The sequence below is a fragment of the Streptomyces flaveolus genome (assembly GCF_014648815.1).
GTDB classification, from domain to species: Bacteria; Actinomycetota; Actinomycetes; order Streptomycetales; family Streptomycetaceae; genus Streptomyces; species Streptomyces flaveolus.
In genome coordinates this window covers 36,873-62,154 of sequence record NZ_BMRV01000001.1, presented here as the reverse complement: position 1 = coordinate 62,154, position 25,282 = coordinate 36,873, and the positions used below count along the sequence as shown (strand labels likewise).

At 73.6% G+C, this 25,282-nt stretch carries 20 protein-coding genes; 4 read left to right on the top strand and 16 right to left on the bottom strand.

Going from position 1 to position 25,282, the window contains the following annotated elements; translation table 11 throughout:
• Positions 1 to 26: 26 nt before the first annotated feature.
• The gene (locus tag IEZ05_RS00260) at positions 27 to 3,230 is read right to left on the bottom strand and encodes a S41 family peptidase (protein WP_189227870.1); all 3,204 of its coding nucleotides are present in this window, start codon (positions 3,228 to 3,230) and stop codon (positions 27 to 29) included.
• Positions 3,231 to 3,318: 88 nt separating this feature from the next.
• The gene (locus tag IEZ05_RS00255) at positions 3,319 to 3,879 is read right to left on the bottom strand and encodes a hypothetical protein (protein WP_373298708.1); all 561 of its coding nucleotides are present in this window, start codon (positions 3,877 to 3,879) and stop codon (positions 3,319 to 3,321) included.
• A gap of 71 nt (positions 3,880 to 3,950) precedes the next feature.
• Between IEZ05_RS00255 and IEZ05_RS00250 the strand changes: the two genes are divergently transcribed.
• Positions 3,951 to 4,307: a hypothetical protein gene (locus IEZ05_RS00250; protein WP_189227869.1), complete on the top strand. Its 357-nt coding sequence runs from the start codon at positions 3,951 to 3,953 to the stop codon at positions 4,305 to 4,307.
• 9 nt (positions 4,308 to 4,316) lie between these two features.
• Here IEZ05_RS00250 and IEZ05_RS00245 read toward each other — a convergent pair whose 3' ends face one another.
• The 4 genes from IEZ05_RS00245 to hrcA all read right to left on the bottom strand — a co-directional run bounded on the left by IEZ05_RS00245 (position 4,317) and on the right by hrcA (position 8,599).
• A complete protein-coding gene (locus tag IEZ05_RS00245) occupies positions 4,317 to 5,066 on the bottom strand; it encodes a 16S rRNA (uracil(1498)-N(3))-methyltransferase (RefSeq protein WP_189227868.1) in 750 nt (249 codons plus the stop codon).
• Positions 5,063 to 6,148: a nitronate monooxygenase gene (locus IEZ05_RS00240; protein WP_189227867.1), complete on the bottom strand. Its 1,086-nt coding sequence runs from the start codon at positions 6,146 to 6,148 to the stop codon at positions 5,063 to 5,065. Before IEZ05_RS00240 ends, IEZ05_RS00245 begins: the two co-directional genes overlap by 4 nt.
• Before the next feature lie 297 nt (positions 6,149 to 6,445).
• On the bottom strand, positions 6,446 to 7,582 hold the full coding sequence (gene dnaJ / locus IEZ05_RS00235) for a molecular chaperone DnaJ (RefSeq protein WP_189227866.1): 1,137 nt from the start codon (positions 7,580 to 7,582) through the stop codon (positions 6,446 to 6,448).
• Positions 7,583 to 8,599 (bottom strand): heat-inducible transcriptional repressor HrcA, encoded by a 1,017-nt coding sequence (gene hrcA / locus IEZ05_RS00230; protein WP_077798810.1) that lies wholly within the window; start codon positions 8,597 to 8,599, stop codon positions 7,583 to 7,585.
• Positions 8,600 to 8,762: 163 nt separating this feature from the next.
• Between hrcA and IEZ05_RS00225 the strand changes: the two genes are divergently transcribed.
• Both IEZ05_RS00225 and IEZ05_RS00220 read left to right on the top strand, forming a co-directional pair.
• The gene (locus IEZ05_RS00225; RefSeq protein WP_189227865.1) at positions 8,763 to 9,488 is read left to right on the top strand and encodes an MBL fold metallo-hydrolase; all 726 of its coding nucleotides are present in this window, start codon (positions 8,763 to 8,765) and stop codon (positions 9,486 to 9,488) included.
• A gap of 34 nt (positions 9,489 to 9,522) precedes the next feature.
• A complete protein-coding gene (locus tag IEZ05_RS00220) occupies positions 9,523 to 10,320 on the top strand; it encodes a DUF3097 domain-containing protein (RefSeq protein ID WP_189227864.1) in 798 nt (265 codons plus the stop codon).
• 201 nt (positions 10,321 to 10,521) lie between these two features.
• Here IEZ05_RS00220 and hemW read toward each other — a convergent pair whose 3' ends face one another.
• The 4 genes from hemW to lepA all read right to left on the bottom strand — a co-directional run bounded on the left by hemW (position 10,522) and on the right by lepA (position 18,025).
• A complete protein-coding gene (hemW, locus tag IEZ05_RS00215; protein ID WP_189227863.1) occupies positions 10,522 to 11,754 on the bottom strand; it encodes a radical SAM family heme chaperone HemW in 1,233 nt (410 codons plus the stop codon).
• A gap of 27 nt (positions 11,755 to 11,781) precedes the next feature.
• Complete coding sequence (locus IEZ05_RS00210) at positions 11,782 to 13,800, bottom strand: SpoIIE family protein phosphatase (protein WP_189227862.1); 2,019 nt, start codon at positions 13,798 to 13,800, stop codon at positions 11,782 to 11,784.
• 193 nt (positions 13,801 to 13,993) lie between these two features.
• Complete coding sequence (locus IEZ05_RS00205) at positions 13,994 to 15,871, bottom strand: AMP-dependent synthetase/ligase (RefSeq protein ID WP_189227861.1); 1,878 nt, start codon at positions 15,869 to 15,871, stop codon at positions 13,994 to 13,996.
• Positions 15,872 to 16,156: 285 nt separating this feature from the next.
• Positions 16,157 to 18,025, bottom strand: a complete 1,869-nt coding sequence (gene lepA / locus IEZ05_RS00200; RefSeq protein WP_189227860.1) for a translation elongation factor 4 — start codon at positions 18,023 to 18,025, stop codon at positions 16,157 to 16,159.
• Positions 18,026 to 18,275: 250 nt separating this feature from the next.
• Between lepA and rpsT the strand changes: the two genes are divergently transcribed.
• Positions 18,276 to 18,542, top strand: coding sequence for a 30S ribosomal protein S20 (rpsT, locus tag IEZ05_RS00195; protein WP_030180898.1), 267 nt, complete (start codon positions 18,276 to 18,278; stop codon positions 18,540 to 18,542).
• Between the two features lie 183 nt (positions 18,543 to 18,725).
• On the opposite strand, the gene IEZ05_RS00190 is transcribed toward rpsT, so the two are convergent.
• The 6 genes from IEZ05_RS00190 to IEZ05_RS00165 form a co-directional block, all read right to left on the bottom strand.
• Positions 18,726 to 19,121 (bottom strand): nuclear transport factor 2 family protein, encoded by a 396-nt coding sequence (locus IEZ05_RS00190; protein WP_189227859.1) that lies wholly within the window; start codon positions 19,119 to 19,121, stop codon positions 18,726 to 18,728.
• A 103-nt stretch (positions 19,122 to 19,224) separates the two neighbouring features.
• Positions 19,225 to 20,214, bottom strand: coding sequence for a DNA polymerase III subunit delta (gene holA, locus IEZ05_RS00185; protein WP_189227858.1), 990 nt, complete (start codon positions 20,212 to 20,214; stop codon positions 19,225 to 19,227).
• A 160-nt stretch (positions 20,215 to 20,374) separates the two neighbouring features.
• Positions 20,375 to 20,620 carry a hypothetical protein gene (locus tag IEZ05_RS00180; protein WP_189227857.1) on the bottom strand — a complete coding sequence of 82 codons (246 nt, stop codon included), beginning with the start codon at positions 20,618 to 20,620 and terminating at the stop codon, positions 20,375 to 20,377.
• A 60-nt stretch (positions 20,621 to 20,680) separates the two neighbouring features.
• Positions 20,681 to 21,508, bottom strand: a complete 828-nt coding sequence (locus tag IEZ05_RS00175; protein WP_189227856.1) for an arylamine N-acetyltransferase family protein — start codon at positions 21,506 to 21,508, stop codon at positions 20,681 to 20,683.
• Positions 21,509 to 21,512: 4 nt separating this feature from the next.
• Positions 21,513 to 24,140 carry a ComEC/Rec2 family competence protein gene (locus IEZ05_RS00170; RefSeq protein WP_189227855.1) on the bottom strand — a complete coding sequence of 876 codons (2,628 nt, stop codon included), beginning with the start codon at positions 24,138 to 24,140 and terminating at the stop codon, positions 21,513 to 21,515.
• Positions 24,137 to 25,246, bottom strand: a complete 1,110-nt coding sequence (locus IEZ05_RS00165) for a ComEA family DNA-binding protein (protein ID WP_189227854.1) — start codon at positions 25,244 to 25,246, stop codon at positions 24,137 to 24,139. The genes IEZ05_RS00170 and IEZ05_RS00165 overlap by 4 nt, the downstream gene beginning before the upstream one ends.
• Between the last annotated feature and the right edge of the window lie 36 nt (positions 25,247 to 25,282).

The following is a 25,282-nucleotide window of genomic DNA, read 5'->3' as shown; positions in this document are numbered from 1 at the left end:
GCTACGACGGCTGCGAGCGCCAGCGGCTACGGCAGAGTCGGGGGTGTCTTCGCCGGTGTCGCCTCCAGCGCCTCCAGTGCCAGTCGGATGGCCTCGTCCAGCTGGGGGTCGCGCCCCGCCGCGTGATCCTGCGGGCGCTGCGGAACCTCCACGTCCGGGTCGACGCCGTGGTTCTCCACGCCCCACCCGTACCCCTCCAGCCAGAACGCGTACTTCGGCTGCGTGATCAGCGTCCCGTCGACCAGCCGGTAGCGGCTGTCGATGCCGACGACGCCGCCCCAGGTGCGGGTGCCGACGACCGGCCCGATGCCGAGCGCCTTGATCGCTGCGTTCACGATGTCGCCGTCGGAGCCGGAGAACTCGTTGGCGACGGCGACGACCGGGCCGCGGGGCGCGTCCTGCGGATAGCTGGACGGCCGCATGCCGCGCGGCAGGTCCCAGCCGACGATGCGCCGGGCCAGCTTCTCCACGACGAGCTGGGAGGTGTGTCCGCCGCGGTTCTCGCGCACGTCGACGACCAGGCCCTCCCGGGCCACCTCGACGCGCAGGTCGCGGTGGAGCTGGGCCCAGCCGGAGCCGACCATGTCGGGCACGTGGAGGTAGCCGAGCCGGCCGCCGGACCTCTCGTGGACGTGGGCGCGGCGGTCGGCGACCCAGGCGTGGTAGCGCAGGGGCTCCTCGTCGGCGAGGGGGACGACGACGGCGTGCCGCAGCTCGCCGCCGCCGGCCGGGGAGACGGTCAGCTCGACCGGCTTGCCGGCCGTGCCGACGAGCAGCGGCCCTGGCCCGGTGACCGGGTCGACGGGCTGTCCGGCGACCGCGACGATCGCGTCACCGGCGCGCACCGCGACGCCGGGCGCGGCGAGCGGGGAGCGGGCCTGGGGGTCGGAGGTCTCCGAGGGCAGGACGCGGTCGATGCGCCAGGTGCCGTCCTCGTGGCGGGAGAGGTCGGCGCCGAGCAGGCCCTGCCGGGCGCCGCCGCCGTGGCCGCCGCGCGGGGTGACGTAGGCGTGCGAGGTGCCGAGCTCGCCGTGCACCTCCCACAGGAGGTCGACCAGGTCGTCGTGGGTGGCGAGGCGGTCCAGGACGGGGCGGTAGCGGTCGAGGACGCCGTCCCAGTCGACGCCGTTCATGTCGGGCCGCCAGAAGTTGTCCCGCATGATGCGGCCGGTCTCGTCGAACATCTGGCGCCACTCGGCGGCCGGTTCGACGGTCTGCCGGACCCGGCCCAGGTCGACGGTGATGTTGGTGTCGCTGTCCTCGTCGCCGGAGGCCCGCCGGTCGCTGGGGACGACCTTGAGCCGTCCGTCGGTCCACAGCAGCACCCGCTTGCCGTCGCCGCTGACCTCGTAGTGGTCGGCGTCGCCCGCGAGGTGCTCGACGCGCTGCTGGGCGAGGTCGTAGCGCTCCAGCTCGGTGTGCGGATCGGGGTCGTCCGGGTTGGCGCGGGAGGCGCCGAGGACGCCGATGACCGGGTGGCGCAGCCACAGGACGCCGTCCTTGGCGGCGCGCAGCCGGGAGTAGCGGGCGGCCTCCACCGGGAAGGGCACGATGCGGTCGGCGAGGCCCTCGATGTCGATCCGGGTGGTCGGGGTGCCCTCGCTGTCGGGGGTCTCCTCGCGGTCCGGGGTCTCGAAGGGTCGGCCGTGGCGCTGCGGGCCGAAGGGCGACGGGGTGGTCGCGGCCAGCGTGATCAGGTACGGGCGGGCGCCCTCGACGAAGGCCAGGTCGAAGACGTGCTCGTCGTAGACCGGGTCGAAGGAGCGGGTGGAGAGGAAGGCGAGGTGCTTGCCGTCCAGGGTGAAGGCGGGCGAGTAGTCCCGGAAGCGCAGCGGGGTCGCCTCGCTCACCGACAGGTCGGTGGTGTTGGCGAGTTTGAGCTGGCGCAGCGGGTCGGGGCCGGGGTGGGACCAGGCGAGCCAGGCGGAGTCGGGCGAGAAGACGAGGCCGGAGGCGTCGCCGTTGTCGCTGCGGTCGACCTCGCGGACCTCTCCGGTCTCGCGCTCGACGAGCAGGACACGCCCGTCGTGCGAGGCGACGGCGGCCCGGCTGCCGTCGGGTGCCATGGCCAGGCCCAGGACCCGGCCGAGCTGTCCGGCGGCGAGGCGGCGCGGCGTGGCGCCGGGCGCGAGGCCGGTGGCCGGCGCGAACTCCAGGGCGTCGTCGCCCTCGGCGTCCGTCACCCACACCACCCACTCCTCGCCGTCGGCGCGGAAGGTGCGCGGCAGTCGGGTGCGTACGCCGGGCGTCGCCGCGAGGGCGCGGGCCGGACCGGAGCGGTGGGTGACCCAGTGGACGCCGCCGCGCACCGCGACGGCGCTGCCGCGGGCGGTGTGGTCGGGGGACCCGGAGCCGAACCAGCGGGCGGCGTTGACCGGGTAGGCCTGGAGGTCGGCGCGCGAACCGCCGAGCCGGATGTCGAGCCGGCGCGGCTCGGCGCCGTCCAGGTCGTCCAGCGTCCACAGTTCACCGGCGGACGAGTAGACGACGCGGGCGCCGTCGGTCGCGGCGTGCCGGGCGTAGAAGCCGTCGAGGGGGGTGTGCCGGCGCAGGTCGGAGCCGTCGGCGAGGGAGGAGTAGAGGGCGCCGGTGCCCTCGTGGTCGGAGAGGAAGGCGATCCGCTCGCCGGCCCAGAACGGGTACTCGATGTTGCCGTCGAGGTCGCTGTGCAGCCGGACGAACTCGCCGTCGTCCTCGGCGTCGATCCACAGCTTGCCCGCCGTGCCGCCCCGGTACCGCTTCCACCAGGCGGCCTCGCGGCCCATCGGCGCGGACAGCAGCACGGTGTGCGGGCCGTACGCGACGTCGCCGACGGGCCCGTACGGCAGGGTGGCGGCGGGTCCGCCGTCCAGCGGGACGGCGCGGGCCCAGCTGCGGCGCAGGCTCGCCTCGCCGTAGGTGCTGAGGGCGAGGACCTGTCCTTCCGGGGTCCAGCCGCGCACCTGGGTCCTCGGGCTGCCCCAGTGCGTGAGGCGTTTCGCCGGGCCGCCGTCGACGGGGGCGATGTGCACCTCGGGGGCGCCGTCGCGGGTGGACGTCCAGGCGACGGTGGTGCCGTCGGGCGAGATGCGCGGGTGGTTCACCGGCACGTTGTCGGCGCTGACCCGCCAGGCCCGGCCGCCGTCGAGCGGGGCGAGCCACACGTCGTCCTCGGCGGTGAAGGCGACCAACTCGCCGTGCGGGTGCGGAAAGCGGAGGTAGGCAGGCGCTGCGGGCTGAGTCACCCGCACAGCCTATGCAGGGGCGGGGGTCGATCGACAGGGGTTCGGATCACTTCCCGCCCAGGCGCACGGGAGGGCGACGGCGGTGCCGGGCGGGCTACTTGCCCTCCACCGGCCGGCAGTGCGGATCGTCCGGGCACCAGATGGTCCGGGTGACGGTGACCGTGGGGCCCGGCCGGTCCTGGGTGGGCCGGTTCGCGGGCGGGGTGGTCCTGGCGTCGCAGTTCCCCAGTCCCTTGACGCGGAACCACTCCTTGCCGCCCACCTCGGCCGTCAGGTCGCCGCGCACGCAGGCGCCGTTGACGACGCGGGTGACCTTGCCGTGGACGGTGATGTCCTTACCGTCGTCCGTCTTGCCCTCGCAGTCGACCGAGGCGACGGTGTCCTCGCCCGCCGACGCGGTGGCGCCGTCGCCCTCGAAGGAGGCGGTGCAGGTGAGCCACCGCACCCCGGCGTCACGCCGGTCGAGTTCACGGGTCACGGTCTGGTCGGTCGTGTACGCCACGGACGCGGAGCTGAGTCCGCCCGGGTCGCAGGCGACGAGTCCGCCGACGGCGACCACGGCGCCGACGGCCACCGGCACCACGCGCCGGCCGCCCCGCGTCCTCGGGATGCTCACGATGTTCGGGATACGCCAAATCCGCCTCAATGCCCCCATGGAGGGCAGCCTGCCACCGGTGCGGGGCTCGCGGTAGGGCGCATACGGCCACTCCTCACTACCGTGGGCGGATGCGCAGCGGACGCCGGCTCAGAAGGCTCGTCGTGGACGAGACCACCACCTACGTGTGGTCGGTGCGTCACCGGCACAGCGTCACGGAACCCTGCCAGGAGGTGCTCACCCTGTCCCGGGACGGGACGCGGACCCGCCTGCTGTTCCGGGGCGGCGAGGGCCGGTTCGTCCCCGACGGGTTCCTGCCCTCGGGCTGCGTGGCCGTGGGGGACGAGTCGCTCAACCTGCACGAACCCGGTGTCGTACGGGCCTTCGTCGACGAGGCGGGCCGACGGGGTCTGCTCGGCCGGTCCGCGGAGCTGGACGGGTGGGAGCTGTTCGCGGCGGTCGCCGCCGCCCGCGCGGCGGACGGCTGACCGGCGCCGTCAGGACCAGCGGCCGGTGCGGGCCAGGAGGACGGCGGTCGCCGCGGTGCCCGCGGTGGAGGTGCGCAGCACGCTGCGGCCCAGGCGGTAGGGCTTCGCGCCGGCCTCGGCGAAGAGCGCCAACTCCTCCGGTGACACGCCTCCTTCGGGGCCGACGACCAGCACGATGTCGCCGGACGCGGGGAGTTCGGCGGCGGCCAGCGGCTCCTCGCCGCTCTCGTGGAGCACGGCGGCGAAGGCCGCGTCGGCCAGAAGTGACGCAACCTGCTTGCTGCTCGCCGCGTCCGCGACGTCGGGAAAGCGGACCCGGCGGGACTGCTTGCCGGCCTCCCGGGCCGTCGCCCGCCACTTGCCGAGCGCCTTCAGACCGCGGTCGCCCTTCCACTGGGTGATGCAGCGGGACGCCGCCCACGGCACGATCGCGTCGACACCGACCTCGGTCATCGTCTCGACGGCCAGCTCACCGCGGTCGCCCTTGGGCAGCGCCTGGACGACGGTGACGCGGGGCTGTTCCGACGGCTCCTCGTGGACGCTCTCCAGGTCGGTCACGACCAGGCGGTCCTTGCCCTCGGCGGCCTTCACCACGCCCTCGGCCCAGCGTCCGCGTCCGTCGGTGAGGACGACGTCCTCGCCGGGCCGCAGCCGCTTCACGGAGACGGCGTGCCGTCCCTCGGGACCCTCGAGGACGTACTCACCGCCGGGCAGGTCCCCGGGCCGGAGCGAGTCGACCACGAACACCGGAGCCGTCATCGGCCGGTACCTCCCGTCACGTACTGCGACAACGCTGTCCCCGCGGACGCGAGTTCGGCGGCCAGCACCTCCACCAGCTGCCCCGCGGGCAGCTCCCGGGCCAACCGGTGCCCCTGTCCCGCCCACAGCGCCATGCCCTGCGCGTCGCCCGCCTTCGCCGCGGCCTTGCGCAGCGGCGCGGTGAGGTGGTGCACCTCGGGGTAGGCGGCGGGGGCGTACGGACCGTGCTCGCGCAGGAAGCGGTTGACCAGGCCGCGGGCGGGGCGGCCGGAGAAGGCGCGGGTCAGTTCGGTGCGGACGAACAGCGGGTTGGTCAGCGCCTGCTTGTGCAGGGCGTGCGCGCCGGACTCCGGGGTGGCGAGGAACGCGGTGCCCAGCTGGGCCGCGCTCGCGCCGGCCGCCAGCACCGCGGCGATCTGGGCGCCGCGCATGATGCCGCCGGCGGCGACGACGGGCAGGCTCACCGTCTCCCGGATCTGGGCGACCAGCGACAGCAGCCCGATCCCGGCGCCGCCGGTCTCCGGGTGGTCGCGGTGGGTGCCCTGGTGTCCGCCGGCCTCGACGCCCTGCGCGATCACCGCGTCGGCGCCGGCCTGCTCGACGGCCCGGGCCTCGTCGGCGGTGGTCGCCGTGACGAGGGTGAACGTGCCGACGCGGTGGAGCGAGTCGACGACCTCGCGGCTCGGCACGCCGAAGTGGAACGACACCACGGGCACCGGGTTGTCCAGCAGTACCGCGAGCTTGGTGTCGTAGCCGTCGTCCCGGCCGCAGTCGGGGTCGCCGAGCTCGGTCTCGTACCAGGCCGCCTCACCGGCCAGCTGATGGGCGTAGACGCCGACGGCCGAGGGGTCGGCCGTCTCCGGCTGCGGCATGAAGAGGTTGACGCCGAACGGGCGGGCGGTCAGCCCCCGCAGCTGCTTGATCTCCTGGTACATCCCGTCCGCGGTCTTGTACCCGGCGGCCAGGAATCCCAGCCCTCCCGCCTCGCAGACCGCGGCGGCGAGCTGCGGCACGGAGACGCCGCCCGCCATGGGCGCCTGCACGATCGGGTAGGGGAAGAGATCGGTCAGTGCGGAGGACATGAGCGAATGTTGCCACGTCCCCCGCACAAGTCCGAATCCGGGCTTCCGTCGGCATACGCCAGGAGCACCAGCACCCCGAAGCCCTGCCGACGGACCCTGTCAGCGCCGGTCGGACCCGTCGGCCGGCGCCCGTCGAACGCGTCGATCAGCGCCCGTCGAACGCGTCCTTCAGCCGCGAGAACGGACCCCGCTGACCCGGCTGACCGTGTCCACCCGGGGGGACGACCCCCGGCCCCCCGGCAGACCACCACGCACGCACCGCACGCAGACCCGGCTCCGCCGCCGGAACGGACCCCGTCAGCGCCCGTTGAACGCGTCCTTCAGCCGCGAGAACAGACCCTGCTGACCCGGCTGGAACTGGCCCTGGGGCCGTTCCTCGCCGCGCAGCTTGGCCAGCTCGCGCAGGACGCGCTCCTGCTCGGGGTCGAGCTTGGTCGGGGTCGTGACCTCGACGTGGACGATGAGGTCGCCCCGGCCGCCGCCGCGCAGATGGGTGACGCCGCGCCCGTGCAGCGGGATCGACTGGCCGGACTGGGTGCCCGGGCGGATGTCGACCTCCTCCATGCCGTCGAGGGTCTCCAGCGGCACCTTCGTGCCGAGGGCCGCCGCCGTCATCGGGATGGTGACCGTGCAGTGCAGGTCGTCGCCGCGGCGCTGGAAGGTCGAGTGCGGCAGCTCGTGGATCTCGACGTACAGGTCGCCGGCGGGGCCGCCGCCGGGACCGACCTCGCCCTCGCCCGCGAGCTGGATCCGCGTGCCGTTGTCCACACCGGCCGGGATCTTCACGGTCAGGGTGCGCCGGGAGCGGACCCGGCCGTCGCCCGCGCACTCGGGGCACGGGGTCGGGACGACGGTGCCGAAGCCCTGGCACTGGGGGCAGGGCCGGGAGGTCATGACCTGGCCCAGGAAGGACCGGGTGACCTGCGACACCTCACCGCGGCCGCGGCACATGTCACACGTCTGGGCCGTGGTGCCGGGGGCCGCGCCCTCGCCGTTGCAGGTGTTGCAGACGACCGCCGTGTCGACCTGGATGTCCTTGGTCGTACCGAACGCGGCCTCGTCCAGCTCGACCTCGATGCGGATCATCGCGTCCTGGCCCCGGCGGGTGCGCGAGCGCGGACCGCGCTGCGACGCCGTACCGAAGAACGCGTCCATGATGTCCGAGAAGTTCCCGAAGCCACCCGCGCCGAAGCCGCCCGCGCCGGCGCCGCCGGCCTGCGAGAGGGGGTCGCCGCCGAGGTCGTAGACCTGCTTCTTCTGCGGGTCCGACAGCACCTCGTAGGCGGCGTTGATCTCCTTGAACCGCTCCTGGGTCTTCGGATCGGGGTTGACGTCCGGGTGCAGCTCGCGGGCGAGCCTCCGGAACGCCTTCTTGATCTCGTCCTGGGACGCGTCGCGGCGTACGCCGAGTACGGCGTAGTAGTCCGTGGCCACCTACGACTCCGCCAGGATCTGTCCGACGTACCGTGCCACTGCGCGTACCGCTCCCATCGTTCCCGGGTAGTCCATGCGGGTCGGTCCGACCACGCCGAGCTTGGCAACCGCCTCGCCGCCCGAACCGTAGCCCACCGACACGACGGACGTGGAGTTGAGTCCTTCGTGGGCGTTCTCATGACCGATACGGACGGTCACGCCCGGATCCTTCGCCTCGCCGAGCAGCTTGAGGAGCACGACCTGCTCCTCGAGAGCCTCCAGGACGGGCCGGATCATGAGGGGGAAGTCGTGCCCGAAGCGGGTGAGATTGGCGGTGCCGCCGATCATCAGCCGCTCCTCGTTCTCCTCGACCAGCGTCTCCAGCAGAGTGGAGAGCACGGTGGAGACCGTACCGCGGTCCTCGGCCTCGAAGGCTTCCGGCAGATCCTCGACCAGGCTCGGGACGTCCGAGAACCGGCGCCCCGCGACCCGGCTGTTGAGCCGCGCGCGCAGATCCGCGAGGGACGCCTCCCCGAAGGGCGCCGGGCAGTCCACCATGCGCTGCTCGACCCGCCCGGTGTCCGTGATCAGCACGAGCATCAGGCGCGCGGGCGCCAGGGAGAGCAACTCCACGTGCCGCACGGTCGAGCGGGTCAGCGAGGGGTACTGCACGACGGCGACCTGCCGGGTCAGCTGCGCGAGCAGCCGCACCGTGCGGGCCACCACGTCGTCGAGGTCGACGGCGCCCTCCAGGAAGTTCTGGATGGCACGCCGCTCGGGCGCGGTCATCGGCTTGACGCCGGCCAGCTTGTCGACGAAGAGCCGGTAGCCCTTGTCGGTCGGGATCCGCCCGGCGCTGGTGTGCGGCTGGGCGATGAAGCCCTCGTCCTCCAGGGCCGCCATGTCGTTGCGCACGGTGGCCGGGGAGACGCCGAGGTTGTGCCGCTCGGTGAGGGCCTTGGAGCCGACGGGCTCCTCGGTGCCGACGTAGTCCTGGACGATCGCGCGCAGCACCTTCAGCCTGCGTTCACTGAGCATCGCGCACACCTCCAGAAGCCGTCCGCCCGGTGTTCTCCCTGGCACTCTGCGTGTGCGAGTGCCAGACTTCCCCGGCCCAGTGTACGGCCGCCGGGTACGCACCCGGCAAGGCCGGGGCGCCACCGTCGTGCCCGGAGGCCGTCCCGGCGCTAGCGTCGCCGCTGTGACGGTGACTTGGGAAGACCTGGGATGGGAGCGGCTGGCGGCCGGGGTGGGGCGGTGCCGCCTGCCGGTGTGGGACTGCACGGCGGGGCTGGTCGTCGGCGCGGACGCGGCACTGTTGGTCGACGCCGGGTCGAGCCTCGCCGAAGGCGCGCGGTTGCGCGCGGCGGCGCAGGAGCTGGCCGGGCACCGTGTGACGCATCTCGCGCTGACCCACCCGCACTTCGACCACGTCCTCGGCGCCGCGGCGTTCGCGGGCGCGGAGGTGTTCGGGGCGGTGGGCACGGCCGCGGTACTGGCGAGCGGCCGGGAGGCGCTGCGGGCGGACGCGGTGGCCCACGGCCTGGACGCCCGGCTCGCGGAGGAGGCCGCGGACGCCCTCGCCGCGGTGCGCCACGAGGTGTGCGGGGAGTGGACGCTCGACCTGGGCGGCGGCCGGCAGGTGCTGCTGGCCAACGTGGGCCCCGGGCACACCGGTCACGACCTCGCGGTGCTGGTGCCGGGCGACCCGGAGACCGTGTTCTGCGGGGACCTGGTCGAGGAGTCCGGCGAGCCGCAGGCGGGCCCCGACGCCGTGCCGTCCCATTGGCCGGCCGCCCTCGACCGGCTGCTCGACCTGGGCGGCGAGGACGCGCTGTACGTTCCCGGCCACGGCGCGGTGGTGGACGCGGCGTTCGTGCGGGCCCAACGGGACGCGCTGGCCGCCCGCTTCGGCGTGTCGCGCTGATCACGGCCGGCGCATTCCTCGTATCGTCGGCAGAATGCGCCAGTACTCCGCCGATCTGACCCCGCCGTGGAAGAAGCCGCAGCCGGTGCCCGAGGTACCGGCCGACCCCGGTCTGGTGGTCGAGGAGCCCGGCAGCGGCTTCTGCGGCGCGGTGATCCGCTGCGAGGCGGGCACGGTGACGCTGGAGGACCGCTTCGGCAAGCACCGGGTGTTCCCGATGGAGCCGCGCGGATTCCTGCTGGAGGGGCGGGTGGTGACCCTGGTGAAGCCCGCCGCGGGGCCCGCGCGTCCCACCCGCACGGCATCCGGCTCCGTGGCCGTCCCGGGCGCACGCGCGCGCGTGGCCCGCGCCGGGCGCATCTACGTCGAGGGGCGGCACGACGCGGAGCTGGTCGAGAAGGTGTGGGGCGACGACCTGCGCATCGAGGGCGTGGTCGTGGAGTACCTGGAGGGCGTCGACGACCTGCCGTCCATCGTCGCCGACTTCGCGCCGGGCCCGGACGCGCGGCTGGGTGTCCTGGTGGACCACCTGGTGCCGGGGTCGAAGGAGTGGCGGATCGCGGAGGCGGTGACGAGCGAGCACGCGCTGGTCGTGGGGCACCCGTACATCGACATCTGGGAGGCGGCGAAGCCGTCCTCCGTGGGGATCGCCGGCTGGCCGCGGGTGCCGCGCGGCCAGGACTGGAAGACGGGGGTGTGCCGGGCACTGGGCTGGCCGGAGAACACGGGTGCCGCCTGGCAGCACATCCTGAGCCGGGTGCGGACGTACAAGGACCTCCAGCCGGAGCTGCTGGGCCGCGTGGAGGAACTGATCGACTTCGTGACGGCATAAGCATTTCGCCCCCGCCGCCCCTTGCCATTCCCGAACCCGCGGGGGCTGCGCCCCCAGACCCCCGCTTCGGCCTGAACGGCCCCGTCCTCAAGCGCCGGACGGGCTGCAATCAGCCCCTCCGGCGTTTGAGGAGCGGGGGTCCGGGGGCAGCGCCCCCGGGCCGGGACGGGAAGGGGCGGCGGGGGCGAGAAGAAGCCAGGGTCAGTCCACCAGGTCCCGCACCACCGCGTCCGCAAGCAGCCGTCCGCGCAAGGTGAGAACCGCGCGGCCGTCGTCGTACGGGGCCCGGTCCAGCAGCCCCTCGGACAGGGCACGCCGGGACGCCTCCAGGCCCGCCGGGCGCAGCAGGGACAGCGGTACGCCCTCCCGCAGCCGCAGCTCCAGCAGGATCCGCTCGACGCGCCGGTCCTCGTCCGACAGCAGTTCCCGGCCCGCGCCGGGCGAGCGGCCCCCGGCGAGGGCGGCCGCGTACGCCCCCGGATGCTTCACGTTCCACCACCGCACCCCGCCCACGTGCGAGTGCGCCCCGGGACCGGCACCCCACCAGTCGGCCCCCCGCCAGTACAGCTCGTTGTGCAGGCACCGTCCCGCGTCGGAGGTGGCCCAGTTCGACACCTCGTACCAGTCGAAGCCCGCCGCGGACAGCGTCTCCTCGGCGATCAGGTACCGGTCGGCGTGCACGTCGTCGTCGGTCATCGGGACCTCGCCGCGCCGGATGCGCCGGGCGAGCTGCGTGCCCTCCTCCACGATCAGCGCGTACGCGGAGACGTGGTCGGGTCCGGCGCCGAGCGCCGCGTCCAGCGAGGCCCGCCAGTCGTCGTCGGACTCCCCCGGCGTGCCGTAGATCAGGTCGAGGTTGACGTGCTCGAAGCCGGCCGCGCGGGCCTCGGCGACGCACGCCTCGGGGCGGCCCGGGGTGTGGGTGCGGTCCAGCACCGTCAGGACGTGCTGCCGCGCGCTCTGCATGCCGAAGGAGATCCGGTTGAAGCCGCCCTCGCGGAGGGTGGCGAGGTACGCCGGGTCGACCGACTCCGGATTGGCCTCGGTCGTCACCTCCGCGTCCGCCGCGAGACCGAACTCGTCGCGGATCGCGTGCAGCATCCGCACCAGGTCACCGGCGGCCAGCAGGGTGGGCGTACCGCCGCCGACGAAGACCGTGCGGACCTCGCGGGGGTCGTCGCCGAGGACCTTGCGGGCGAGGCGGACCTCGTCGACGAGGGTCTCGGCGTAGTTGTCGCGGGAGGCGAGGACGCCGCCGGTGCCGCGCAGCTCGGTCGCGGTGTAGGTGTTGAAGTCGCAGTAGCCGCAGCGGGTCGCGCAGTACGGGACGTGCAGGTAGAAGCCGAGGGGGCGGTCGGCGGCCCCGGCGAGCGCGGACGCGGGCAGGGCGCCGTCGGCGGGGACGGGCTCGCCGTCGGGGAGTGCGGAGGGCATGCGTTCCATTGTCCCGTACCGACGCGGTTACTCCGCCTGGAGCACGAGCAGGGCGAGATCGTCCTCCGGGGGCCGGGCCCCGAACTCGTGCACCAGCCGCCGGATGCGCTCGGCGACCAGCCCGGCGTCCAGCCCCGCGCACCCGGCGAGCGCCGCCGCGAGCCCGTCGCCGTCGTCGAACTGGCGGGAGCCGCTGCGCCGCTCGGTGACGCCGTCCGTGACGCACAGCAGGGTCTCGCCGGACCGCAGCTCGAAGGTCTCGCTGGTGTACGTCGCGTCCTCCAGGACGCCGAGGAGGGTCTGCGGCTCGGCGACCGTGCGGACGGCGCCGTCGGGTGAGAGCAGCAGCGGCAGCGGGTGCCCGGCGGAGGCGAGGGTGCAGCGGACGACGCCGTCGCCGACCGGGACGAGTTCACCGTAGAGCAGGGACAGGAAGCGGGTCTGCGGTCCGTCGCCCGGGGCAACCGGACGGCCGCCGACGGCGACCAGGGCGCGGGCGGCGGCGTCCGCGGCCTCGGTGGCGTCGTCGAGGAGCAGCTGGTTGAGGCGGTCGAGGACGTCGGGGACGCCGTATCCCTCGCGGGCCAGCAGCCGCAGCCAGGGCCGGGCGAGCCCGATGACGACGGCGGCCTCGGGGCCCTTGCCCTGGACGTCGCCGACGGTGAAGCACCAGCGGCCGTCGCCGGCCGGGAAGAGGTCGTAGAAGTCGCCGCTGGGCCCGCCCTTGTCGCACGGTTCGTAGACGAGGGCGCTGCGCACTCCCGGGATCTCGGCGACGGCGCCGGGCAGCAGGCCGCGCTGGAGGACGGCGCTGATGGTGGCCTGGCGGGCGTACTGGCGGGCGGCGCCGATGGCGAGCGCCACCCGGCGGCTGAGGTCCTCGACCAGGCCGCTGATCTCGTCGGGGAAGCAGGGGGTGCCGGCCCGCCCGATGACCAGGGTGCCCAGCGGCCGGCCGCCGGCCACCAGGCGGTAGGCGAGCGCGGCGCCGTGCGCGGCGTGCGGGCCGAGGGCGTCGCTCGGCCAGGGGTGGGCGACGGGGCCGGAACGCCACGGGTCGCGCGTACGGGGCGGGTCCTTCTCCAGGGCGAGCCACAGGTCGTCGACGCGGCTCTCGCTGCTGTGCCAGACGCGGGCCAGCCGCGCTCCCACGGCCGCCCCGGTGTCGTCGCCCCAGCCTCCCCGGCCCAGGGACTCGTCGTCGAGCCACACGGCGCACCAGTCGGCGAGGCGCGGCACGATCAGCTGGCCGGTGAGGGAGGCGACCAGGTCCTCGTCCAGCTGTCCGGCCAGCAGGTCGGAGGCCTCGGCGAGGAAGGACAGGGCGCCGCGGCCCAGCCACTCCCGGTCGCGGACGCCGCGCCGTCCGGGTTCGGCCGTGCTGTCTCCCCAGTCCGGCCACTGCGGGCGGTCCGGCCCGTCCACGCCGTCCGGCCGGTCCGCCGCGCACTCGGTGCCCGCCGGGCCGGCGCAGCCGTCAGGGGAGTCGGCGCGCCGCGCGCCCCGGTCCCCGGCGTACGCCTCGATCCGTTCGGCGGCCTCGCCGCCCGCCGCGGTCAGGCGGGCCCACACCGTCTTGACGCCCGGCCGGTAGGTGATGCCCCAGGCCTCCGAGAGCGCGGCGACGAGCGGCAGGCCGCGCCCGTACTCGGGGGTCTCGTCCGGCGTCTCGCGGTCGCCGCCCCTCGGCGCACGGGTGGGGTGGTGGTCGGTGGCCTCGACGACGAGCGTGCCCGTCTCCTCCAGCCGGAGGACCACGTCGACGTCGGTCCCGGCGTGCACGACGGCGTTGGTGACCAGCTCGCTGACGACCACCAGCGCGTCGGCCGCGAGGTGGCCGGTCAGCTGCTGGGCCCCGGGCAGGCCGAGACCGGCCCAGTCGGCGAGCGTGGCCCGCACCATCGCGCGGGCCGCGCCCGGCGCGAGGGAGCTGCCGAGCAGGGTCACGTGCGCCCGCGCGCACTCCCGGGCGGACACCTCGGCAGCGGGCGCGGACGCCCCGCTGACACAGGAGACGGTCTCCCGTTGCGTAGGAATGGCCCCCATGGACGGCTCCCCGGGCAGTTCGTGCGAATACTTCGCAGTCGTTGCCGACAGAGTGACAGACCGGCGCCGCCCGGACGCGTGGAGTTACCGAAGTGGGCCGCCATGGGTGAGAACCGTGCTAGGCGAACGCTCGAACACGGCCGGAAGACGGACATGTTCGAGCATCGGCCGTACGCACCGCGCCGTCCGGGCGCTACGCCTCGCGCGAGCCCTCGTACATCTCCTCGATCAGGTGCTTGTACTCGCGCTCCACCACCGGCCGCTTCAGCTTCAGGCTCGGGGTGATCTCGCCGTGCTCCACGTCGAGGTCGCGGGGCAGCAGGCGGAACTTCTTGATGGTCTGCCAGCGCTGGAGGCCCTCGTTGAGCTGCTTGACGTAGCCGTCGACCATCTCGACCGTCTCGGGTGCCGCGACGATGTCCGCGTACGGCTTGCCGCCCAGGCCGTTCTCCTTCGCCCACTCCGTGATCGCGGCCTCGTCGAGGGCGATGAGCGCCGTGCAGAAGTTCCGGTCGGCGCCGTGGACCAGGATGTTGGAGACGTACGGGCAGACCGCCTTGAACTGTCCCTCGACCTCGGCGGGCGCGATGTACTTGCCGCCCGACGTCTTGATCAGGTCCTTCTTGCGGTCGGTGATGCGCAGGTAGCCGTCGGGCGAGAGCTCGCCGATGTCGCCGGTGTGGAACCAGCCGTCGGACTCCAGCACCTCGGCGGTCTTCTCGGGCAGCTTGTGGTAGCCCTCCATGATGCCGGGGCCGCGCAGCAGGATCTCGCCGTCGTCGGCGATGCGCACCTCGGTGCCGGGCAGCGGCTTGCCGACCGTGCCGGTGCGGTAGGCCTCGCCGGGGTTCACGAAGGAGGCCGCGGAGGACTCGGTGAGGCCGTAGCCCTCCAGGATGTGGATGCCGGCGCCGGCGAAGAAGTAGCCGATCTCGGGCGCGAGGGCGGCCGAGCCGGACACGCAGGCCCGCAGCCGGCCGCCGAAGGCCTCGCGGATCTTGGCGTAGACGAGGGTGTCGGCGACCTTGTGCCGGGAGGCGAGGCCGAAGGGGGCGCTCGCGGTGCCGGTGCGCTTGAAGTTGTCCTGGGTGACCTTGGCGTACTCGCGGGCGACGCCGGCCGCCCACTGGAAGATCTTGTACTTGGCTCCGCCGCCCGCGCGGGCCTTGGCGGCGACGCCGTTGTAGACCTTCTCGAAGATGCGCGGGACGGCCGCCATGTAGGTCGGCTGGACGACCGGCAGATTTTCGATGATCTTGTCGACGCGGCCGTCGACTGCGGTGACGTGACCGACCTCGATCTGGCCGGAGGTGAGCACCTTGCCGAAGACGTGCGCGAGCGGCAGCCACAGGTACTGCACGTCGTCCTCGGTGACCAGGCCGGTCGCCGCGATCGCCTTCGCCATGTACGACCAGTTGTCGTGCGGGAGGCGGACGCCCTTCGGCTTGCCGGTGGTGCCGGAGGTGTAGATGAGGGTGGCGAGCTGGTCCTTGGTGAGCGCGCCGACGCGCTCCTTGACCAGCTCTGCGTCCTTCTCCAGTCGGGCCGCGCCCCGGCGCTCCAGCTCCTCGAGGGTGAGCACCCAGTCCTCGGTGGTGTCCGCGCCGGCCGCGTCGATCACCACCACGTGGGTGAGATCGGGCAGCTCGGCCCGCTTCTCCCTGGCCTTGGCGAGCTGGGCGGCGTCCTCCGCGATCAGCACCCGGCTCTCGGAGTCGGACAGGATGTACGCCGACTCCTCCGCGTTGGTCTGCGGGTAGACCGTGGTCGTCGCGGCGCCGGCGCACATGATGCCGAGGTCGGCGAGGATCCACTCCAGCCGGGTGGCGGAGGCCAGCGCCACGCGCTGCTCGGGCTGCACGCCGAGCTCGATCAGTCCGGCCGCGATCGCGTAGACCCGTTCGGCGGCCTGCGCCCAGGTGAGCGACTTCCAGTCGTCCGGGCCCTCGCCTGAGGCCGGCGGGACCGGGTAGCGGTATGCCTCGGCGTCCGGCGTGGCCGCCACACGCTCCAGGAAGAGGCCCGCCACGGAGGGCGGACGGTTCTCGATCAGTGTCTGTGTGTCGCTCACGACATCCTCCGGGCCCGCGACGGTGCGGCTGGCTCAGGTGCGGCTGGTTTCACTCTCGGGCGGTGTTCGGGCTGGTGCTCGCACGACCGTTCCCGGCCGTTGTTTAACTCGCGAGTAACTATGGGGCAGGCATCAGAGTAAAGGGCGACCGGCCCGCGCGTAAGACTCCGCGCCCTGTCACTTCACACAAAGGCCCGCCCGTGACATGCGAAGGGGCCCGCCGCACTTTCGTACGGCGAGCCCCTTCGCGTCCGCTTTGCCCGTGGTGTACGGGAAGGGCCGCGGCTACTTCTTGGCCTTGCCCGATCCCGCGCTTTCGTCGCTGGAGAGGACGGCGATGAAGGCTTCCTGCGGAACCTCCACGGAACCCACCATCTTCATCCGCTTCTTGCCTTCCTTCTGCTTCTCCAGCAGCTTCCGCTTACGGGAGATGTCACCGCCGTAGCACTTGGCGAGGACGTCCTTGCGGATGGCGCGGATGGTCTCGCGGGCGATCACCCGGGAGCCGATGGCGGCCTGGATGGGCACCTCGAAGGCCTGGCGCGGGATCAGCTCGCGCAGCTTGGCGACGAGCCGCACGCCGTACGCGTACGCCGCGTCCTTGTGGGTGATCGCCGAGAAGGCGTCCACCTTGTCGCCGTGCAGCAGGATGTCGACCTTGACCAGGCTGGAGGTCTGCTCGCCGGTGGGCTCGTAGTCCAGCGAGGCGTAACCGCGGGTCTTGGACTTCAGCTGGTCGAAGAAGTCGAAGACGATCTCCGCGAGCGGGAGGGTGTAGCGGATCTCGACCCGGTCCTCGGAGAGGTAGTCCATGCCGAGCAGGGTGCCGCGCCGGGTCTGGCACAGCTCCATGATCGAGCCGATGAACTCGGTCGGCGCGAGGATCGTCGCCCGCACGACCGGCTCGTACACCTCGTTGATCTTGCCCTCGGGGAACTCGCTCGGGTTGGTGACGGTGTGCTCGGTGCCGTCCTCCATGATCACGCGGTAGACCACGTTGGGCGCGGTGGCGATCAGGTCGAGCCCGAACTCGCGCTCCAGCCGCTCGCGGATCACGTCGAGGTGCAGCAGGCCGAGGAAGCCGACGCGGAAACCGAAGCCGAGGGCGGCGGAGGTCTCCGGCTCGTAGACCAGGGCGGCGTCGTTGAGCTGGAGCTTGTCGAGGGCCTCGCGCAGCTCGGGGTAGTCGGAGCCGTCCAGCGGATACAGGCCCGAGAAGACCATGGGCCTCGGGTCCTTGTAGCCGCCGAGCGCTTCCGTGGCGCCCTTGTGCTGGCTGGTGACGGTGTCGCCGACCTTGGACTGGCGGACGTCCTTCACGCCGGTGATCAGGTAGCCCACCTCGCCGACGCCGAGACCGTCGGCGCCGAGCATCTCCGGGGAGTTGGTGCCGATCTCCAGCAGCTCGTGGGTGGCGCCGGTCGACATCATCTTGATGCGCTCGCGCTTGCCGAGCTGGCCGTCGATGACACGGACGTACGTCACGACACCGCGGTAGGAGTCGTAGACCGAGTCGAAGATCATCGCGCGGGCGGGGGCGTCCTTGACGCCGACCGGGGCGGGGATCTCGGCGACGACCTTGTCCAGCAGCGCGTCGACGCCGAGACCGGTCTTGGCGGAGACCTTCAGCACGTCGTCGGGGTCGCAGCCGACCAGGTTGGCGAGCTCCTCGGCGAACTTCTCGGGCTGCGCGGCCGGCAGGTCGATCTTGTTCAGCACGGGGATGATCGTGAGGTCGTTCTCCATCGCCAGGTAGAGGTTGGCGAGGGTCTGGGCCTCGATGCCCTGGGCGGCGTCGACGAGGAGGATGGTGCCCTCGCACGCGGCGAGCGACCGCGAGACCTCGTAGGTGAAGTCGACGTGCCCGGGGGTGTCGATCATGTTGAGGATGTGCGTGTCACTCTTGTCGTGGGTCGGGGCCCACGGCAACCGCACCGCCTGGGACTTGATCGTGATGCCGCGCTCGCGCTCGATGTCCATGCGGTCGAGGTACTGGGCGCGCATCTGCCGCTGCTCGACCACACCGGTCAGCTGGAGCATCCGGTCGGCGAGCGTGGACTTGCCGTGGTCGATGTGCGCGATGATGCAGAAATTGCGGATCAGCGCCGGGTCGGTACGGCTCGGCTCGGGCACATGGCTGGGGATCGCGGGCACGCAGGGTCCTGATTCTTGAGGCGTCCGCAGTGTCTGCGGTCTCGGGTCGGATCGTTACGTAGCCTCCATGGTCCCACGGGCGGGGACCAGGAGGGGTTGGGGAGGGGTTGGGGACGAGTTTGGGCCAGTCAGCGGGCCGCTGGTAGTGTGGGGGGCTGTGTCTCATGCCCTCTCAGCGCGAGGCACTCCTCAAGAAATCATCGGCCCGGGACCCGTACGGCCCCGTGCCTGAACCTGCAAAGGCTCATTCGTGGCGAACATCAAGTCCCAGATCAAGCGGAACAAGACCAACGAGAAGGCCCGGCTGCGCAACAAGGCCGTCAAGTCCTCTCTGAAGACCGCGATCCGCAAGGCTCGTGAGGCCGCTGCCGCGGGCGACGTCGAGAAGGCCACCGAGTACCAGCGCGTTGCGTCGCGCCAGCTCGACAAGGCCGTCTCCAAGGGCGTCATCCACAAGAACCAGGCCGCCAACAAGAAGTCGGCGCTGGCGCAGAAGGTCGGCGCCCTCAAGGGCTGAACCTCTTATCTGGTCTGATCGCCGGAAGGACCCAGAGCGGGCCCTCTCTCATCCGCTCCCGTCCGGCACCCCGGACCCATGCGCGGCCTGCGTTCGCCACGCGGGCATGGGTCCTCGAGCTTGAATCCGAAGGCCCCGGTGCCCCGTCCTCCCCAGGACGGGCACCGGGGCCTTCGGCATCGTCTAGGACCAGAAGTCGTTCATCGCGTCGATGTCCGCGATGCACTCGTCCAGGTCCGTCATCTTGTCGCCGACGATCCGGAAGACGATGCCTCCGTCCTGGTCCAGGTGCTTGCCCCGCCGGTCGGCCGTCAGATGGTGCAGGGTCACGGCGTGCCCCCGGCCGTCGACCAGGACCTGCCGCAGCTCGACCGTGAACGTCCCGTCGGTCTCCTCACCGAGCCGCCGGTACATGTCGAGGATCTCGTCCTGGCCCTTGAAGTCACCGGCCAGCACACCGGTCCCCGGCACATGGTGTGTGGCGTCCGCCGCCAGCATCGTGCGCAGGGTGTCCATGTCCCCGCGGATGAAGGCCTCGTAACCCTTGCGGGCCAGCTGTGCGTTCGGGTGTTCAGCCATCGCGCTCGCCACCTCTCCGTACCTGGGCGACCTACGGCTGACACATCCGATTCTCCTCTTCAAAGATCGCGGGGTCGACTCGATCACCGCCCGCGTATCCGGGCTACGCCCGTCCCCTCGACCGGGCCGCCCGTGCGATCGTGACGACGGCCTTCTCCAGCGCGTACTCCGGGTCGTCGCTGCCGCCCTTGACCCCGGCGTCCGCCTCGGCCACCGCGCGCAGGGCCACGGACACGCCGTCCGGCGTCCAGCCGCGCATCTGCTGCCGGACGCGGTCGATCTTCCACGGCGGCATCCCCAGCTCGCGGGCGAGGTCGGCGGGGCGTCCGCCGCGCGCGGACGACAGCTTGCCGATGGCCCGCACGCCCTGGGCGAGCGCGCTGGTGATCAGCACGGGCGCCACTCCGGTCGCCAGCGACCAGCGCAACGCCTCCAGTGCCTCCGCCGCCCGTCCCTCGACCGCCCGGTCGGCGACCGTGAAGCTGGAGGCCTCGGCGCGTCCGGTGTAGTACCGCCCGACGACCGCCTCGTCGATCGTCCCCTCGACGTCCGCGGCCAGCTGGGACACCGCCGACGCCAGCTCCCGCAGGTCACTGCCGATGGCGTCGACCAGCGCCTGGCACGCCTCCGGGGTGGCCGACCGCCCGGCGGTGCGGAACTCCCCCCGCACGAACGCCAGCCGGTCCGCGGGCTTGGTCATCTTCGGGCACGCCACCTCGCGCGCCCCCGCCTTGCGCGCGGCGTCCAGCAGGCCCTTGCCCTTGGCGCCGCCCGCGTGCAGCAGGACGAGGGTGATCTCCTCGGCGGGTGCTCCGAGGTAGCCCTTGACGTCCTTGACCGTGTCGGCGGACAGGTCCTGCGCGTTGCGCACGACCACGACCTTGCGCTCGGCGAAGAGCGAGGGGCTGGTGAGCTCGGCGAGCGTGCCGGGCTGCAGCTGGTCGGGGGTCAGGTCGCGGACGTCCGTGTCGGCGTCGGCGGCCTTCGCCGCGGCCACCACCTCCTGCACGGCACGGTCGAGCAGGAGGTCCTCCTGGCCCACGGCAAGGGTCACCGGGGCGAGAGGGTCGTCATTCGCAGTCTTCCTGGCCATCGCGACAAGCATCGCACGCACCACCGACAACCAGCCCCGCCCGCGACGCCCCGCGGTCCCGGCGGCTCCGGCGGCGGCCAGGGGGTGCCGTTCGGATCAGGCCGACTCCGGGCAACGGTGCCTTGCAGACGCGACCCCGGCAATATCCGCACGACACCCCCTAGGGCTCCTCGCGCCAGCCGTCCCATTCGCGCGCGAACTCGTCGAGCGCGCCGGGGTCCAGCCGTTCGCCCTCGTCCCGCAGGACGACCAGCCACTGGGCGTCCTCGGCGTCGTCCTCGCCGGCCAGGGCGTCCCGGACGAGCTGCGGCTCCTCGGCGAGCCCGAACCTCTCCCCGAGCTCCTGGGCCGCCTCCTCCGCGGCGTCACGGTCGGGCAGCACCAGGACATGTCTCACGTCACTCACACGCCCCATTGTCGGCCACCGTGCGGACGGCGAACCGCCAGGTGGGGTCCCGCCGGTCTCTCACCGGCCGGGCAGAGCCGGTACCCGGTCGAGGTGGATGCCGAAGAGATCCCGGTACGCCGCCAGCACCTCCCCGTCCGTCGCCAGTTCGCGTGCCTCCCGTCCCCCGTCGGCGGCCGTCGTCGTGAGCCGGCGCCCGCTGAGCGTGATCCTTCCTCCGTCGTCCGTGAGCCGTGAGCACACCGGCGACTGCAGGAAGTGCGACCGGGGCGAGGTGCTGTGCCACCACGCGCCGGACACGAAGTCGCCGAGCACCCTGGGGCGCGGCTCCACCCGGTACACGGGCTTCCCGTCGCACAGCACGTCCAGGTCGGCGGCCCGGCCCGAGCCGTCTGCACCGCGCACCCCGGCCGCGTCCGGACCCGCCTCGACGATCCGGAACGTCCCCCCGGGGTCCTTCTGCTCGCCCCGCTCCCCGAACTCCAGCGGCCGGTGGCTGTGCGCCCCGAACCCGACGTCCGCCAGCCAACCGCCCCCGTCCACCGTCCGTACCAGCAGCGCCAGATGGTCGTACGGAATCCCGAGCACGCCTCCGTCCCCGTAGACCCGCGCCGCGAGCAGCGTGACCTCGTACCCGAGTGCGCTCAGCAACGCGCCGAAGAGACCGTTGAGTTCGTAGCAGAACCCGCCGCGCCGGGCGCCCACGACCTTGTCCAGCAGCCGCTCCTCCTCCAGCACGATCTCCTCGCCCAGGTGGACGGACAGGTTCTCGAAAGGCACCGTCCGCAGATGGCGCAGGTGCAGCTCACGCAGGGCGTCGACGGTGGGCGATGCCGGGTGCTCGGCTCCCAGCCGGCGGAGATAGGCGTCGATCTGTGATCTCTTCATGCCCTCAGTCTCCCGCCACCCGCAGCGCCTCTTCCGTGCCGGTGACCGCCAGCGTCCCGTCCCGGTCCGTCCGCAGGACCGTCGCGCCCCCGGCCCGCAGTGCCGCGACCGTGGCGGGCGACGGGTGCCCGTACGTGTTGCCCTCTCCGCAGCTGATCAGCGCGAGGCGCGGCGCCACCCGCCGCATCAGGCCCGGATCCTGGTGGGCGGAGCCGTGGTGGGCCACCTTGAGCACGTCGACCCCTGCCAGCTGCGCTGCCACCGGCGACCTCGCCAGTTCCTGCTGAGCCGGGGGTTCGAGGTCCCCGAGCAGCAGCAGGCGCAGCCCGGCCGTCCGCACCAGCAGGGTGACGCTGGCGTCGTTGGGGCCCTCCGTGCTCTCCGGTGCCGGGGCCGTCGGTGTGCCCGGCACCGTGCCCGGACCTGGCGTCGGCGGCGGCCAGACCACCTCCCAGGACAGCGGACCGGCCCGCCGCTGTTCCCCGGCGACCGCATGCCGCACGGGGATCCTGCGTGCCGCCGCCTGTCTGCGGACGAACTCGGCCTGGTCCGCGGGCTCCTCCAGCCCGGTCGTCTCGATCGCGCCCACCGGGCGGCCCCGCAGCACCCCGGGCAGTCCCGCCACGTGGTCGGCGTGGAAGTGGGTCAGTACGACCAGCGGAACTCTGGTGATGCCGAGCGAGCGCAGACAGCGGTCGACGAGCGCCGGATCGGGTCCTGCGTCCACGACCACTCCCGCGCCCGGGCCGGCCGCGAGCACCATGGCGTCCCCCTGTCCCACGTCGCACATCACCATCCGCCAGCCCGGCGGCGGCCACCCCGTGATCACCCGCGGCAGCGGCCCCGGTTGCACCACCACCAGCACCAGCAGCAGCGCGCAGACACCGCACCACCACGGGTGCCTCAGCAACCGCCGGCCGACGAGCAGCACACCCACCGTGGCGAGGGCGAGCAGCGCAGCCCCCGTCCAGCTGCCCGGCCAGTCCACTCCCGCGCCGGGCAGCGCGGCCCCGGTGCGGGCGATCCCGGCGATCCACTCGGCCGGCCAACCCGCGCACCAGGCGCATGCCTTGGCCACCGGCAGCGACAGCGGCGCCGTCGCCAGGGCCGCGAAGCCCAGCACCGTGGCCGGCGCCACCGCGAACTCCACGAGCAGGTTGCACGGCACCGCCACCAGGCTCACCCGCGCCGACAGCACGGCGACCACCGGTGCGCACAGCGCCTGCGCGGCCCCCGCGGCGGCCAGCGCCTCGGCCAGCCGGGGAGGGACCCGGCGCCGGCGCAGCGCCGCGCTCCACCGTGGCGCCAGCGTGAGCAGGGCGCCGGTGGCCAGCACGGAGAGCAGGAAGCCGTAACTGCGGGCCAGCCACGGGTCGTACAGCACCAGCAGCAGGACGGCCGTCGCCAGTGCCGGGAGCAGGGATCTGCGGCGTCCGGTCGCGAGGGCGAGCAGGGCGACGGCGCCGCAGGCGGCGGCCCGCAGCACGCTCGGATCGGGCCGGCACACCACGACGAAGCCGAGTGCGAGCACCCCGCCGAGCAGCGCGGTCCCGCGCAGGGAGATGCCGAGGCGGGGCGCCAGGCCTCGGCGCTCGCTGTGCTGGGCGAGCCCCGGCGGTCCGAGCAACAGGGCGAGCAGGATGGTGAAGTTGGCGCCGGACACCGCCAGCGTGTGCGCCAGGTCGGTCTCCTTGAACGCCTCGTCCAGGTCCGGAGTGATCCGGGAGGTGTCCCCGACGACCAGACCCGGCAGCAGCGCCCGCGCGTCCGCCGACAGCCCGTCGGTGGCCTCCCGCAGTCCGGCGCGCAGCCGCCCGGCCAACCGCTGCGGCCCGGACGGCCCGGCCACCACGTCCGGCGCCTCCCGGCCGCGCACCCGCAGTACGGCGGCGACCCGGTCACCGCTCACCTTCGGAGGCGCCGTCCGCGCGACGACGCGCAACCGCGTGCTCGGCAGCAGGGCGAGCCACGGCTCGGCACCCGGCCCGCCACCGGAGACGCGGGTGCGTTGCGGCGCTGGGCCCACAGCCGGCACCCGGGTGCCGGGGCCGACGTCGACACCAGCAGCACCGGCATCGACGATCACCAGCACCGGCGCCCGTGTCGCCACCGTCCTCCCGTCCGCCTGCGCCACCCGGCGTACGTCGGCCTCGATCACCACGGCCGGCGGCGTCGCACGGTCCCCGCGGACGCGGGTCCGGGTGAGCCGGGGGTCGGCGGTGATCTCCACCTCGGCGGTCACGGTGGCGTACTGCCGGGCCAGCGCGGGCACGGGGCCGCGGCGCAGGTCCGCTCCGTGCAGCGCCGCCGAGGCGGCGGACGCGGCCACGCAGAGCAGCACGGCGGCGACCGACACGGGTGCCCACCCACGTGCGGCGCGCCGTCGCGCCCCCAGCAGCAGCGCGCCGGCCGTCACCACGCAGCCGAGCACCACACCGAGCGACCAGTCCGGCGCCGCGTCCAGCAGCAGCGCCGCCGTTGCCCAGGCCGCCAACGCCGGCGGCACGAGCCGCAGGTCCGTGGGGCCTTCCTGCCGGGGCCGGGCGGCACCGAGCCGATGCCCGGACGCGGCATGCACGGCAGCGCGGGCGTCGGCGCCCGCCCCCGTCGCCGTGCTCGTGGGCGTGCTCATGGCCGGACGAGGTCGCGCAGATCCGCGAAGCGGCGTTCCCCGATGCCGTTGACCTCCCGCAACTCGTCCACCGACCGGAAACCGCCGTGCTGCGTGCGGTGGTCGACGATGTGCTGGGCCAGGACCGGGCCGACGCCCGGCAGTGTCTCGAGTTGGTCCACGGTCGCCGTGTTGAGGGAGACCGGGGCCGTCGGGCCCGCGCCCGCCACCGTGCCGGCCGGACCGCCCGGGCCCGTACCGCCCACGCCGGTTCCCGCGCCGGGCGGCACGGGCGCGCCGACGATGACCTGTTCGCCGTCCACCAGGAAGCGGGCCCGGTTCAGCCCGTCGGTCTTCGTGCCGGGGCGCACTCCCCCGGCCGCTCGCAGGGCGTCCTCGACGCGTGCACCGGCCGGCAGGCGGTGGATCCCGGGCTCGCGGACCTTGCCGCCGACGTCCACCACGATCTCGGCCCCGGCCGGGGCCGTCGCCGTGGACCGGGGCGCACCGGCGGCCGTGCCTCCGCCGGTCGGCGCCCCGCCCTCGCCCTCCGTGCCGTGAGCCGCGGCTGCTCGCACCACCTCGGGTGCCGCCACCGTCTCGGTACGGCCGGTCCAGAAGTGCTGCACGGCGAAGACCGCGGCGACGACGAGCAGCACCGTCAGCGCGGCCACGCTGCGCCGCTCCATTGCGCACCGGTTCTGCAACCACACCGGCATCCGCTCCCGCAGCGCGGGCCCGACCCGCTCCCGCCAGGCCGCCCCAACGGGGTCGCCCGGATCGCCGCGCCCTACCGGCGGCGCGACCGCGACGGCCCCGACGACGTCGGCCCTGACGTCAGCGGCCACGCCGCCCGGTCCTGCCCCGACAACCCCCGCCCCACCGGGCGGCCCCGTCCCCGGCTCCCACCGCTCCTCACCAGATTCGTCAGGCTCGGCACGTTCGGCGCGCTCGCCGAAAAGTGCCTCCGCCCGTCGGCGGAGTTCCTCCGCCGACGCGTGACGGTGCCGTGCCCGTCCGCGCGGGTGCGCGCGGCGCCGGTAGGGGCGGGTGCGGCCGTCGGACGCCGGTCCACGGCCCGGTCCGCTGCTCGCGGCTGCTGTGCGGATGCGTGATCGAAGAGCCATGCGCCGAGGATCGGACACCACGGCCCACGCGCGATG

Excerpts from the sequence above, each read along its gene's own strand:
- IEZ05_RS00210 (WP_189227862.1), bottom strand. The coding sequence starts at position 13,800 with ATGGGGGCCATTCCTACGCAACGGGAGACCGTCTCCTGTGTCAGCGGG.
- IEZ05_RS00190 (WP_189227859.1), bottom strand. The coding sequence starts at position 19,121 with ATGGCTGAACACCCGAACGCACAGCTGGCCCGCAAGGGTTACGAGGCC.
- IEZ05_RS00245 (WP_189227868.1), bottom strand. The coding sequence starts at position 5,066 with ATGACGGCTCCGGTGTTCGTGGTCGACTCGCTCCGGCCCGGGGACCTG.
- IEZ05_RS00165 (WP_189227854.1), bottom strand. The coding sequence starts at position 25,246 with ATGGCTCTTCGATCACGCATCCGCACAGCAGCCGCGAGCAGCGGACCG.
- IEZ05_RS00240 (WP_189227867.1), bottom strand. The coding sequence starts at position 6,148 with ATGTCCTCCGCACTGACCGATCTCTTCCCCTACCCGATCGTGCAGGCG.
- IEZ05_RS00175 (WP_189227856.1), bottom strand. The coding sequence starts at position 21,508 with ATGAAGAGATCACAGATCGACGCCTATCTCCGCCGGCTGGGAGCCGAG.
- IEZ05_RS00250 (WP_189227869.1), top strand. The coding sequence starts at position 3,951 with ATGCGCAGCGGACGCCGGCTCAGAAGGCTCGTCGTGGACGAGACCACC.
- IEZ05_RS00220 (WP_189227864.1), top strand. The coding sequence starts at position 9,523 with ATGCGCCAGTACTCCGCCGATCTGACCCCGCCGTGGAAGAAGCCGCAG.
- IEZ05_RS00255 (WP_373298708.1), bottom strand. The coding sequence starts at position 3,879 with ATGGGGGCATTGAGGCGGATTTGGCGTATCCCGAACATCGTGAGCATC.
- holA (WP_189227858.1), bottom strand. The coding sequence starts at position 20,214 with ATGGCCAGGAAGACTGCGAATGACGACCCTCTCGCCCCGGTGACCCTT.
- IEZ05_RS00170 (WP_189227855.1), bottom strand. The coding sequence starts at position 24,140 with ATGAGCACGCCCACGAGCACGGCGACGGGGGCGGGCGCCGACGCCCGC.
- hrcA (WP_077798810.1), bottom strand. The coding sequence starts at position 8,599 with ATGCTCAGTGAACGCAGGCTGAAGGTGCTGCGCGCGATCGTCCAGGAC.
- hemW (WP_189227863.1), bottom strand. The coding sequence starts at position 11,754 with ATGCCCTCCGCACTCCCCGACGGCGAGCCCGTCCCCGCCGACGGCGCC.